Origin of the sequence: Chryseobacterium taichungense (genome assembly GCF_900109935.1) — a bacterium.
In the GTDB taxonomy this organism is placed as follows: Bacteria; Bacteroidota; Bacteroidia; order Flavobacteriales; family Weeksellaceae; genus Chryseobacterium; species Chryseobacterium taichungense.
Genome location: NZ_FOBV01000004.1, coordinates 73,316 through 85,766, shown reverse-complemented (window position 1 = coordinate 85,766; position 12,451 = coordinate 73,316). Strand labels below are relative to the sequence as shown.

General features: G+C 38.6%; 10 protein-coding genes. 4 read left to right on the top strand and 6 right to left on the bottom strand.

The window, feature by feature from the left end; all coding sequences use genetic code 11:
• Positions 1-83: 83 nt before the first annotated feature.
• Positions 84-1,100, bottom strand: coding sequence for a sugar phosphate nucleotidyltransferase (locus BMW64_RS09690; protein WP_089999789.1), 1,017 nt, complete (start codon positions 1,098-1,100; stop codon positions 84-86).
• Between the two features lie 135 nt (positions 1,101-1,235).
• Positions 1,236-2,654: a lipopolysaccharide biosynthesis protein gene (locus BMW64_RS09685; RefSeq protein WP_089999788.1), complete on the bottom strand. Its 1,419-nt coding sequence runs from the start codon at positions 2,652-2,654 to the stop codon at positions 1,236-1,238.
• A gap of 158 nt (positions 2,655-2,812) precedes the next feature.
• Here BMW64_RS09685 and BMW64_RS09680 point away from each other — a divergent pair, with 158 nt between their 5' ends.
• On the top strand, positions 2,813-4,150 hold the full coding sequence (locus tag BMW64_RS09680; RefSeq protein WP_089999787.1) for a dihydroorotase: 1,338 nt from the start codon (positions 2,813-2,815) through the stop codon (positions 4,148-4,150).
• A gap of 358 nt (positions 4,151-4,508) precedes the next feature.
• On the opposite strand, the gene BMW64_RS09675 is transcribed toward BMW64_RS09680, so the two are convergent.
• Positions 4,509-5,111 carry an FMN-dependent NADH-azoreductase gene (locus BMW64_RS09675; RefSeq protein ID WP_089999786.1) on the bottom strand — a complete coding sequence of 201 codons (603 nt, stop codon included), beginning with the start codon at positions 5,109-5,111 and terminating at the stop codon, positions 4,509-4,511.
• A 109-nt stretch (positions 5,112-5,220) separates the two neighbouring features.
• Between BMW64_RS09675 and BMW64_RS09670 the strand changes: the two genes are divergently transcribed.
• Positions 5,221-5,598 (top strand): winged helix-turn-helix transcriptional regulator, encoded by a 378-nt coding sequence (locus BMW64_RS09670; RefSeq protein ID WP_089999785.1) that lies wholly within the window; start codon positions 5,221-5,223, stop codon positions 5,596-5,598.
• Between the two features lie 127 nt (positions 5,599-5,725).
• Here BMW64_RS09670 and BMW64_RS09665 read toward each other — a convergent pair whose 3' ends face one another.
• The 3 genes from BMW64_RS09665 to BMW64_RS09655 form a co-directional block, all read right to left on the bottom strand.
• The gene (locus BMW64_RS09665) at positions 5,726-6,622 is read right to left on the bottom strand and encodes a helix-turn-helix domain-containing protein (RefSeq protein ID WP_089999784.1); all 897 of its coding nucleotides are present in this window, start codon (positions 6,620-6,622) and stop codon (positions 5,726-5,728) included.
• A 286-nt stretch (positions 6,623-6,908) separates the two neighbouring features.
• Positions 6,909-7,916 (bottom strand): aldo/keto reductase, encoded by a 1,008-nt coding sequence (locus BMW64_RS09660; protein ID WP_089999783.1) that lies wholly within the window; start codon positions 7,914-7,916, stop codon positions 6,909-6,911.
• A gap of 418 nt (positions 7,917-8,334) precedes the next feature.
• Positions 8,335-10,632 (bottom strand): GH92 family glycosyl hydrolase, encoded by a 2,298-nt coding sequence (locus BMW64_RS09655; protein WP_089999782.1) that lies wholly within the window; start codon positions 10,630-10,632, stop codon positions 8,335-8,337.
• A 188-nt stretch (positions 10,633-10,820) separates the two neighbouring features.
• Here BMW64_RS09655 and BMW64_RS09650 point away from each other — a divergent pair, with 188 nt between their 5' ends.
• Both BMW64_RS09650 and BMW64_RS20465 read left to right on the top strand, forming a co-directional pair.
• On the top strand, positions 10,821-11,702 hold the full coding sequence (locus tag BMW64_RS09650; RefSeq protein ID WP_089999781.1) for an SDR family oxidoreductase: 882 nt from the start codon (positions 10,821-10,823) through the stop codon (positions 11,700-11,702).
• A 251-nt stretch (positions 11,703-11,953) separates the two neighbouring features.
• A complete protein-coding gene (locus tag BMW64_RS20465; RefSeq protein ID WP_143052675.1) occupies positions 11,954-12,193 on the top strand; it encodes a hypothetical protein in 240 nt (79 codons plus the stop codon).
• The last annotated feature ends 258 nt before the right edge of the window (positions 12,194-12,451 follow it).

The following is a 12,451-nucleotide window of genomic DNA, read 5'->3' as shown; positions in this document are numbered from 1 at the left end:
ACGGTGCAATATTAACGCCAAACCACACAAAACATTTTGTGTGGTTTGAAGATAGTTATTTACGTTGATATATCTCTATCAAATTATTTCGATAAGAAATCAAGAACTGAATAGTCACCAAGAGAAATTTCCCTCGCTACCCCAAAATACTGCGCCGAATTTCCGATCATGGAATTGGAAAGATTTCCGTGGTTGATTTTTGTATTTTCCTGGATCAGGGAATTTTCAATATTTGAATTAATAACAACGGTATTGTTCCCCAATGAAACTCCAGGTCCTACTTTTGAATTGGATATTTTCACGTTTTCTCCAATAAAGCATGGCGGAATGATCAGTGAGTTTTCAATCTGAGCCGAAGCCGGAAAGTGCGACATCGCTTCCTGCTCATAAGCAAGAATTTTGCTGTTGGTCTCTACGGTCGCATTTTTGTTTCCGCAATCCATCCAGTCGTTGACTTTTCCCAATGTGAATTTTGCACCTTTAGCACGTAGGTTTTCCAAAGCAGATGTAAGCTGATATTCTCCACCATTTTTGATGTCATTATCCATAAGATAATTTATCTCATCCATTAGCTTTTCTGCACTGTTGAAGTAATAGATACCGATAATGGCAAGATCTGAAACAAAAGACTTAGGTTTCTCAACAAAGTCTGTGATGAATCCGTAGTTGTCAAGTTTTACAACACCAAAAGCAGACGGGTCTTCCACACTTTTCACCCAGATCACGCCATCGGAATTTTTATCTAAAACAAAATCTGCACGGAAAAGAGTGTCGGCAAAAGCGATCACAATATTGCCACTCATTGATTGCTCTGCACATTTGATCGCGTGTGCGGTCCCAAGAGGTTCATTCTGATAGTAGATGCTGCCTTTTGCTCCAAGCTTTTCAGCAATCTGAAGCAGTGATTTCTCTATCTCGGGACCAAAATCTCCGATAATGAAAGCTACTTCTTCAATTTCTTCTCCTGCGACCTTGGCAATATCTTCTACCAGTCTCTGTACGATCGGTTTTCCGGCAATAGGAATCAGAGGTTTCGGAACGGTAAGAGTATGTGGTCGTAATCTGGAACCACGTCCAGCCATAGGAACGATAATTTTCATAATTATATATAGTATGTTCGTTTAGTAAGTTATTTTTGTATAAAGATAGTAATAAAACCGTTGCTGAGGTACGATACTTCTTTTAAGTATTGTTTATATTAAATGAAACCCATAGCAACAAATAAAAGACCAAAGTCATTTTTTAATTCTCGACAGCAGCATATTTTTTTCAGAATAGATCAGAATACCCGCGTAAGCCACAAAAAATAGATTTCCGATCCACAGGTTGTAATCAAATAATTCTACAATTATATAACTGAATGCAGCCAGGAGTATCACGAAAAAAGAGATTTTTTTCATTCTGTATGGGATAGGATAATATTTTTGGCCTAAAAAATAAGACAGCACCATCATTGTAAAATAGGCAGCCAGTGTTACCCACGCCGAAACCATAAAACCATATTTTCTGAGAAGAACAAGATTTAAAATAATCGTAATGATGGCGCCAAGCCAGGAAATATATGTTCCTACTCTCGTTCTGTCAGTGACTTTATACCAGGTGGAAAGGTTATAATAAATGCCGAAAAAAAGATTTGCAATAACGATGATGGGAATGATATTGAGTGCGATCCAGTACGAGCTATTGGGTACCAGCAAGAGCTTTAACCAAGACACATTCGCGATAATTCCCAATGCAACCACTGATGCAAAAAACGAGAAATATTCTGTTACTTTGGCATAAGTGTTCTTCGCATTTTCATTATTCATCTGTTTAAAGAAAAACGGCTCTATTCCCATTCGGTATGCCGTAACAAAAAGCGTCATTAAAACAGCCATTTTATAGCATCCTCCGTAAGCTCCGGCATCACCATCATTAATAATGAATTTCTGTATAAATTTATCAAAGTTTTCATTGACCATAAAGGCAAGTCCGGCAATCATAATCGGCCAGGAATATTTGAGCATTTCCAGGAAAAGATCTTTTGAAAACTGCAGTTTTACCTTTAAAATTACAGGTAAGACTAGCAGAACACCTACAAAGCTTGCCGCAAGATTACTGTAAAAAGGATAAGAAACTTTTTCCTTTAAGCCTAACTTTAAACTGAATTCCTGCGGGATATAAAGAAACAAAGCAATGGCAAAAGCACTCTGGAAAACTGCCTGAATGACTCTTACTGCCGTATATTTTATTGGTCTGTTGTGAAATCTGAACCATGCAAGCGGAATAACAAGAATATTATCAAAAAATGCGATCCATGCAAACCATCTGATATATTCAGGAGTGGTCGAATATCCAAAAACATTGGCAATAGGCTGGTTAAAAAATAAAACCAAAATCAGGAAAACTGTTGATAAGCCCGTTAAGAACCAGAAAGAGGTGTTGAAAACTTTTTGTTCATTATTTTTATCTGATGAAAACCTGAAATAGGCCGTTTCAAAACCAAAGGAAAGGACGATATTGACAAATGATATCAGCGCATAGAGATTAGTAAAAATGGCAAATGCACTGTTGTCTATATTTTTAATAAATAGGTAATTCAGCAATACGACAATTATCCTCGGCATGATCGCCCCGATTCCATATATAATTGTTTCGTTAAGAAGCTTCTTCAAAATCTGAAAATTTTATGCAAATGTAAATATTTAGAAATTGATTTATTGTTGGCTGGGTTAAAATTCATTCATAAACCTTAATTTTGAAAAACTTTGTCAAAGTTTCGAACTTTGAGAAAGTTGACAGTCAAATTTTCATCTCTAATTTCAAAAAGTAAATGAAGACCTTAATCAAAAATGTAAAAATCGTCAACGAAGGCAAAATCGTTGAAGGTGATATTTTAATTGAAAACGATTTAATTTCTAAAATAGACTCTCAAATTTCTTACGATGCCGACCAAATTATTGATGGAGCAGGGAAATATCTTCTGCCGGGAGTGATCGACGATCAGGTGCATTTTCGTGAACCGGGACTTACTCATAAAGGAGATATTGAAACCGAATCGAAAGCTGCAATTGCAGGCGGAACCACAAGCTTTATTGATCAGCCCAATACTGTTCCGAATGCTGTGACGCAGGAATTGCTGGCAGACAAATATGAAATAGCTTCCCAAAAAGCGTATGCCAACTATGGCTTTATGATGGGCGGAACCAATGATAATCTTGAAGAAGTATTAAAAACAAATCCGAGAAATGTTCCGGGAATTAAATTGTTTCTGGGCTCTTCCACTGGAAATATGCTGGTTGATAATCCGGAAACCCTGGAAAATATTTTCAGCAATACCAAAATGCTGATTGCGGTGCACTGTGAAGACGAGGCAACCATTAAAGCCAATACCCAAAAGTATATGGATGAATATGGAGAGGATATTCCGGTAAAATTTCATCATCTGATCAGAAGCGAAGAGGCATGTTATAAATCTTCCTCAAAAGCGATCGAGCTTGCGAAAAAAACAGGAGCGAGACTTCATGTTTTCCATTTGTCAACGGCAAAGGAAACGGAACTTTTCAGAAATGATATTCCTTTAAAAGATAAAAAAATAACGGCCGAAGTTTGTGTTCACCACCTTACGTTTACCAATGAAGATTACGAAACCAAAGGCGGATTGATTAAATGGAATCCTGCTGTAAAAACACAAAAAGACAAAGACGGACTTTGGGAAGCGTTGCTGGATGACAGAATCGATGTGATTGCAACCGACCACGCGCCGCACACCTGGGAAGAAAAGCAGAATGTGTATACCAAATGCCCTTCCGGAGCACCGCTGGTACAGCATTCATTGAATGTAATGCTTGAAAACTATAAAAACGGTAAGATTTCTTTAGAGAAAATCGTTGAGAAAATGTCTCATAACCCGGCGATATTGTTCAGAATAGAAAAAAGAGGTTTTGTAAGAGAAGGCTATAAAGCAGACCTGGTGCTGGTTGATCTGAATGAAAACTGGACAGTCGCTAAAGAAAATATCCTTTATAAATGCGGATGGAGTCCGTTGGAAGGCATGAATTTCCATTCTAAAGTGACTCATACTTTTGTCAATGGAAACCTGGTGTACGAAAACGGAAAAATTAATGAACAGAAATTCGGAGAACGTCTGCTTTTTGAAGTTCAGGAATAAAACTTGTTTAAACTAATTTCAGAATTAACCGCAAAAGTTGCAAAAGATAATCACAATGAAATGATTAGTGTATTTAAAGTTTTCAAAAGAATAAAAATCGAAGATTTTTTAAGCTATTGTAACCTTTTTTATTTGTCATTATCAACTTTAAATAAAAGTTGAGCTCGTCTTTTGCAACTTTTGCGGTTATATAAAAGTTTAAACAGGCATACAATAAAAAAATATCGTTATATCAATAGGAACGGGCTAAACTAAAGCCCGCTTTTTATTTGTAATCATCGGTCGGCTTTAGCCAAAACTTATCTTAAAACAAACTGAAGCCTTTTCAATTTAAAAAGGCTTCAGTGTATATGTATAATTAATCTATCGTAATACCTTCAATTGCTTTTTCCAACGAATTTTCCATGATTCCCGGAATTGATAAGCCTTCTGCCCGGAAGACGGTGACGTCTGAAATACCATAAAATCCAAAAACATTTTTAACGTAAGGAACATTCGAATCATAGATCTGATGAGGACCATCCGAATAAATATTTCCGGATGTAAAAGCGATATACAGCTTTTTATTATTCAGTAAACCTTTAGGTCCGTTTTCATCATATTTAAAGGTATATCCTGCTCTGGAAGTAAAGTCAAAATAAGCTCTTAGCCCCACCGGAACCGAGAAGTTATACATCGGAGATTCAACAACGATAATATCGGCTTCCTGCAGCTCTGAAATTAATCCTGTTGAGTATTTATTGATTTCTGCCTGTTCTGAAGAATGGCTTTCTGCCGGCGTGAAAAAAGTATTGATGTGAACCTCATCTAAAATAGGAACAGAATTTTTTGCCAGGTCCCGCTCTTTTACTACAGCATCAGGATATTTCTCTTTTATTTTTTCAACTACAGCTTTTCCCAGTTTTCGGCTTGCGGAAACTTCCATTCTCGGGCTTGAAATAATGTGAAGTATGTTTTTCATTTTTTAAATTTTAAAAATCTCTTTAGCAAAATTATGTACATTTGCTTATCAAAAGTTAGTAGTATACAGAAGGTTAGTAGTAACTTTTAGGTTAGTTGAAATAGGACTTATGAAAAATACTGAAGTTTTAGAAGAGCGTATAACGGCTCAAGGCTGTACCGAGCATCTTTCTGCTGTTGAAGATGCCATCTATGTAATTGGCGGAAAATGGAAGCTTAAAATTATCATTGTTTTACAGGAAAACGGTAATATCAGATTCAATGAGCTGCAAAGGAATATTCCGGGTATTTCGGCAAGGGTGCTCTCCAATGAGCTGAAAGATTTAGAGCTGAACGGATTTGTAAAAAGAGTCGTCCATGCAGAGCAAACGCCTGTGGTCGTAGAATATATTTCAACCGATTATAGCCGAACGTTACAGCCTGTGATCATGGCACTTTCGAATTGGGGCAAGACGCATAAACGAAACATCAGAGAAGATGCTTTTTAAATTTAATTAATCATCAGCATTTGCTTTATGCAAAATATTTCTCCCGCAGATAACATAGATTTTAAACACAATCATCTGTGAAGATCTGAGAAATCTGTGAGAGAAAAAAATATCATTAAGAAAAGCATTAATTGAAAGATTGTCTGAATTCCAAAGGCGACATATTCGTTTTCTTTTTAAAGAGTGTACTGAACGACTGCGAATGCTCAAACCCCAGTTCATAAGCAATCTCGCTTACCGACAATTCTGTCATCGAAAGTTTCTCCTTTGCTTTGCTGATCAGCTTTTCGTGAATATGCTGCTGCGTATTTTGCCCGGTATGCACTCTCAAAAGATCACTTAAGTAATTTGGAGAAAGATTCATCGCTTCTGCAATTTGATGAACGGTTAATAAGCCTTTTTCAGAAGAATGCTTGTTAAAGTAATCATTTAAGAAAGATTCAAATTTTGCTAAAAGCTGGTGACTTCCGCTTTTTCGGGTAATAAACTGCCTTTCGTAGAAGCGTTTGGAATAATTCAACAGCAATTCAATCTGAGACAGGATGATTTCCTGCGTGTGATGGTCGATATGCTGACATTCCTTATCGATTTTATACATGATTTCAAGCAGATCATTCTCTTCATCTTCAGATAAATGTAGGGCTTCATTCACAGCGTATGAGAAAAATCCATAAGAAGAAATGGTTTTTGCCAAAGGATGCTTCAATAGAAAATCTTCATGAAAAACCAGTAAATATCCTGTATTTTCACAATCCATTGTTTTCAGATCCAGATACTGAACTTGATTAGGTGCCGTAAAGCTTAGAACGCCTTTATCATAATCGTAATGCTGCTGACCGTATTTTATTTTTCCTTTCGCATTACGTTTCAGCGCTACACAGTAATGCTTACTCACAAAACCATCCCACACCTTATCTTCAATAAAAATACTTTCATAAAGATTAATGATACTTACCATAGGATGCTTCGGCTCCGGCAGAGAAAGTAATTTATGAAATGCCGAAATAGATTTTATTGTGTTCATAGCTTTTAACCTTTAATGATAATTTGGGCGTCTTTTTCCGTCTGTAATTTATCCTGAGCGAAGTCGAAGGACTCCCGCTTTTTTGTTCCAAAAAGAGCTCCGTTCAAGCCGGGACGCGACATTTCTGCGTTTATAAATTTAGCAGTCTGTCATTATGACGAAGGAAGAATCTCACAAATAAATAAAGGGGAGATTCTTCACTACATTTCTGACCTACGTTCGTAGACTTTCAGTCTATGTTCAGAATGACAAACTGTAGAATAATTTAAATAATTAAAATTACAAATTAATAATCCAAAAGTCCCATTCCAAATTCATCATAGGTAGCTCCCGTATCTGTTCCCAGTGGGACAATGCTTTCCAGTTGCTGAATTTCAGACTCACTTAGTTGAATATTGGCGGCTTCAATATTTTGTTCCAAGTATTTTCTGCGCTTCGTTCCCGGAATAGGAAGAATTCCTTTGCTGATAATCCATGCCAGAGCCAGTTGAGATGAGGTGATATTCTTTTCTTTAGCCAGGCTTTCAATGGCATCTACCAATTCGATGTTTTTATAAAAATGCTGTTCCTGAAAGCGTGGAATTCCTCTTCTGAAATCATTTTCCGGAAGATCATCAATCGTGCGGATTTGTCCGGATAAGAAACCTCTTCCTAAAGGCGAATAGGCCACAAAACCAATCCCCAATTCATTTAATGTTTTGATGACGCCTTTTTCTTCAACGGTTCTTTCAAAAAGAGAATATTCACTCTGCACTGCAGAAATTGGATGAACGGCATGGGCTTTTTTCACCGTTTCAGAAGATACTTCCGACAAACCGATATACCCGATTTTGCCTTCTTTTACCAACTCACTCATTGCTCCGACGGTTTCTTCGACAGGAGTGTTTTTGTCAAGACGGTGCATGTAGTAAAGGTCGATATAATCGGTTTTTAAATTTTTCAGAGAGCGTTCTACTGATTTTTTTACATAGTCTTTAGTTCCGTTGATCTTCCAGGTTACCTGGTCATTATCATCAATTTCCCATCCGAATTTGGTAGCAATGATATACTGATCTCTATTGCTTTCAATCGCTTTGGCAATTAATTGCTCATTTTTGAAAGGGCCATACAGATCGGCCGTGTCAAGGAAATTCCCGCCCAGTTCCAAAGAACGGTGAATCGTTGCGATAGCTTCTTTCTCATCGGTTTTGCCGTACATGTCTGCATCGCCAAAACCTGTCATTCCCATACATCCCAAACCAATATTGGGAACTGTTAATCCCTGACTTCCTAATTTTACCTGTTTCAATTTCATATTGTTGATTTTTATTGATACAAAATTCAGCAGAAATTAAAAGCCACGTGTATGCAAAACCATGGTTGTCGTATGCAAATTACAGAAGTTATAATATAATGTTAACTGATATTTGATTTAACCGCAAAAGTTACAAAAGAAAAATCGGGAAAACATTTAGATTGGCAAAAGTTCAAAAAAGCAGAATGAAAAAATTTTGTAACCTTTTGAATATCTAAACACGCTGAAAATCTTTTGTGGCTTTTGCGGTTAAATAAGAAGTTTAAACATTATAATAATCTGCGTTATCTACAAAATCAGGGGGAGATAAAAATTATAAATGGAGATTCTTCATTCCGTTTTCATTCCATTCAGAATGACAAAATACAACGGAATCATATGTGAAAATCAAGTAAGATTAAAATTCATATTTACCAGATTACTTTCTTGGCTTAGTACCCATATAAAAACTCAGTTTTCCGCCATTCATAATATCAGAATGTTTCAGCGTAAAGTTTTTAATTTCTTTTCCATTCAAAAGAATTTTCTGTACATATACATTCTTCGGACTTTGATTGAAAGTTTCAATTTCAAACGATTTTCCGTTCTCTAAATGTAATACCGCATGCTCCACGGCCGGACTTCCGATCGCATAATCTTCCGATCCCGGTGCAACAGGATAAAAGCCAAGCGAACTCATAATATACCATGCACTCATCTGTCCCGCATCATCATTTCCTCCCAATCCGTCAGGGGTTGCTTTGTATTGCATCTCTAAAATTCTCCTGATCTGCGCCTGGGTTTTCCAGGGCTGTCCTGCCCAGTTGTAAAGATAAGCCACGTGATGTGCCGGCTCGTTTCCGTGAACATAGCCGCCGATAATTCCCTCTCTTGTAATATCTTCCGTATCTGCAAAAAACTCGTCGGGCAAATGCATGGTAAACAATTCATCCAGTTTGGAGGCAAACTTTTTCTTCCCACCCATCATCGTAATAAGTTCATCCGGCTGTTGGGGAACAAAGAAACTGTAGTTCCATGAGTTTCCTTCGATAAAGCCCTGTCCATGAGTGCTTAATGCATTAAAATCTTTCTTAAAACTGCCATCTGCCAAACGTGGGCGCATAAATCCGGTCGATCTGTCGAAGTTGTTTTTCCAGTTTTCAGAACGTTTGATAAACTGATTATAAATTTCCGTTTCCCCAAGGTGCTTTGCCAGTTGAGCAATAGCCCAGTCATCATAAGCGTACTCCAGTGTATTGGAAACTGAAGTTCCGTTTTTTTCTGCAGGAATATAGCCCAGATCAATGTATTGTCCTATTCCTTCGTAATCTCTTTTGTTGGCTGTTTCCACACAAGCCATCAGCGCTTTCCTGGCATCATCGGAGTAATTTCCTTTGATGATCGCATCAGCCACAACACTTACACTGTGATAGCCGCTCATACACCAGTTGTCATTGGCGTAGTGCGACCAGATCGGCAGCATTTTCATCGAAAACTGGTCGTAATGAGCCATCATCGATCTCACCATATCCCCATTTCTTTTAGGTTGGATAATGTTAAAGAAAGGATGAAGCGCCCGGTACGTGTCCCAAAGCGAAAAAGTGGTATAATTCGTGAAATCCTCTGCTTTATGAATATTTTGGTCTAATCCTTTATATTCTCCGTTTATATCCATGTATATGGTAGGATTGATAAATGTGTGATATAAGGCCGTATAAAAATTCGTTTTATCTATGTCGGAGGTTTTAATGACAATTTTGTTCAATTCTTTATTCCAGCTTTCCTGAGTCTGAGCTTTGATCTGGTCAAACGATAAGTTTCCGGCTTCTTTTTCTAAATTTTCCAGGGCGTTGGCTTGACTTACTGGTGAGATAGCCAGCTTCACTTCAATGGCTTCGTTTTCATTTGTATCGAAATCAAAATACATTTTCAGATTTTTTCCAGCGATTTCAGGGAAGTTCTTCGTCTGGTCAAACTTTCTCCAGAATCCGTTGTACACTTGTTTACCATCGTAATTCTTCTGCCCATACGATTTGAAAGGCTTTGAAAATGTCATGGCAAAATAAACCGTTCTCGTTCTCGCCCAGCCGTTGGTCTGCCGGTAGCCTGTTATGGTATTTCCGTTTTCCACGCGTACGTAGGTCCACACGTTTTTACCGTCGTAATTATAAATTCCGGCCATCAGATCAAGAATGATATGTGCCTGATCAGACTTTGGAAATGTATAACGGTGAACACCCACTCTTGTCGTTGCGGTGAGTTCTGCCAAAATATGATGGTCGTCCAGTCTTACTTTATAATATCCGGCTTCTGCCTTTTCGTTTTGATGTGAAAATCGGCTTCTGTAACCACTTTCAGGATTTGATGCTGTTCCCGGATTTAACTGTAATTTTCCCACTGTCGGCGTAACCAGAAAATCTCCAAGATCAGAATGGCCTGTACCACTGAAGTGTGTCGAACTGAAGCCTACAATGGTTTTGTCTTCATAACGGTATCCTGCACAATATTTATACACCTCACCATTGTATTTACCGTTTAGGGCATAAGAGATCGTATCGGTTTCCGGGCTCAGTTGTACGGCTCCGAACGGCGTAGTTGCTCCGGGATAAGTGTGTCCCATTTTTTCGGTTCCTATAAGAGGATTCACATACTGAATCAGTTTTTCGAATTGCTGGGCTTTACCATATACACTGAAAAATAAAATTAATAGAAAAACAGAAGCTTCCGACTTTTTCATGAATACATATTTTTTGTGGAAGCGTAAATTTAGTTAAATTTAAATGTAATGAAACAGGTCTTTATGAAGGATTAGTTTCGGCGGCGGCAAAGCCGCCGCCGAAACTAATAACAACCTCTTATTGCTAGCATATTATTTATAACGTTCCGAATAACTTAAAATATTAAATTTACTGAAACAATAAAATTATGAATCTATATACACAGCCGATGTTAAGGGAAGATGCCCTGAAAGACAAAGTAGCCATTGTTACCGGTGGCGGAAGCGGTCTTGGAAAAGCCATGACCAGATACTTTCTTCAGTTGGGCGCCAAGGTGGTCATCACATCCAGAAATCTTGAGAAATTACAGGGAACAGCCAAAGAACTTGAGGAAGAAACAGGAGGTAAAGTGCTTTGCGTAGCATGCGATGTGCGCAACTGGGATGAGGTGGAAGCCATGAAAGAAGCTACCTTAAAGGCATTTGGGAAAATAGATATTTTATTAAACAATGCGGCCGGGAATTTCATTTCCCCAACGGAAAGATTAACGCATTCCGCATTTGATTCCATTTTGGATATCGTACTGAAGGGAACTAAAAATTGTACCCTTTCCATCGGAAAACACTGGATTGATACTAAAACTCCGGGAACTGTTCTGAATATTGTAACCACCTATTCATGGACGGGCTCTGCCTATGTCGTTCCATCCGCCTGTGCAAAAGCGGGTGTTCTGGCTATGACAAGATCGCTGGCGGTAGAATGGGCGAAATACGGAATCCGCTTCAACGCAATTGCACCGGGACCGTTTCCTACCAAAGGAGCTTGGGACAGGTTGCTTCCGGGAGATCTGCAGGAAAAGTTTGATATGAGAAAAAAAGTTCCGTTGAGAAGAGTAGGAGAACACCAGGAACTTGCGAACCTGGCTGCATACCTCGTTTCCGATTATTCTGCCTATATGAATGGTGAAGTGGTGACCATTGATGGGGGAGAATGGCTGCAGGGTGCCGGAGAATTCAACATGCTGGAAGATATCCCGCAGGAGATGTGGGATGCTTTGGAAGCAATGATTAAAGCAAAGAAATCAAATTAATTTGAGATAAAGACTTTCTCAAGGGTAGCTTCGGATTCCGGGGCTGCCATTTTTTTTCACATTCCCATTCTCAGGAGGGTTGGCGGAAATTCCACCGGAATTTACGACGGGGAGGTTTATTACGCAATCACTGTGCGAGGGCGTACAATTCAATCGCAATTTCCGAAAGGTGACTTTGGTTCCACTCAGCCACCGGCCACTGAAAGCATCAGGTCCCGCAATCTTCCTTAAACCACCCCACCAAAAATTCTTTGAATTTTCGGCACCCCTCCCTGGAGGGGAATTTTTTCGACAGTCTTCTTACGGTGAACTTTGGGTTTACTGTTACGAGTAAAATGGTGGATCGTTTTGAGTGGTGGCTGAGCGGAGTCGAAGCCACCGGCCCTGCCAGGATATGTACCTCTTCATCATCTAAAACCGCTCACTTCACAATTCCCGTCCCATGGAGGGGTGGCGAAAATTCAAAGAATTTTTGGTGGGGTGGTTTATGACGCTGCCATACACAAAGCCACCAGTCCCACAAAAAAACTCCGGCCGGGAAAGAGTTCCCAGACCGGAGTATCACACACTGATGAAAATACCCATTCCCTCATGATGGAATGTTTTTGCGCTTATATATACCTTAACTGTATAATATAATTTCAGGATTGGGATATGTTTGTTAGAACAAGCCGATTGCTTGCTACCAAATAAGCGTCTTGTTAGCCTCGAAGTAAGACCCTTGCTTGCTTCCTAGCAATCACCATGCT

Excerpts from the sequence above, each read along its gene's own strand:
- BMW64_RS09690 (WP_089999789.1), bottom strand. The coding sequence starts at position 1,100 with ATGAAAATTATCGTTCCTATGGCTGGACGTGGTTCCAGATTACGACCA.
- BMW64_RS09680 (WP_089999787.1), top strand. The coding sequence starts at position 2,813 with ATGAAGACCTTAATCAAAAATGTAAAAATCGTCAACGAAGGCAAAATC.
- BMW64_RS09675 (WP_089999786.1), bottom strand. The coding sequence starts at position 5,111 with ATGAAAAACATACTTCACATTATTTCAAGCCCGAGAATGGAAGTTTCC.
- BMW64_RS09670 (WP_089999785.1), top strand. The coding sequence starts at position 5,221 with ATGAAAAATACTGAAGTTTTAGAAGAGCGTATAACGGCTCAAGGCTGT.
- BMW64_RS09665 (WP_089999784.1), bottom strand. The coding sequence starts at position 6,622 with ATGAACACAATAAAATCTATTTCGGCATTTCATAAATTACTTTCTCTG.
- BMW64_RS09660 (WP_089999783.1), bottom strand. The coding sequence starts at position 7,916 with ATGAAATTGAAACAGGTAAAATTAGGAAGTCAGGGATTAACAGTTCCC.
- BMW64_RS09655 (WP_089999782.1), bottom strand. The coding sequence starts at position 10,632 with ATGAAAAAGTCGGAAGCTTCTGTTTTTCTATTAATTTTATTTTTCAGT.
- BMW64_RS09650 (WP_089999781.1), top strand. The coding sequence starts at position 10,821 with ATGAATCTATATACACAGCCGATGTTAAGGGAAGATGCCCTGAAAGAC.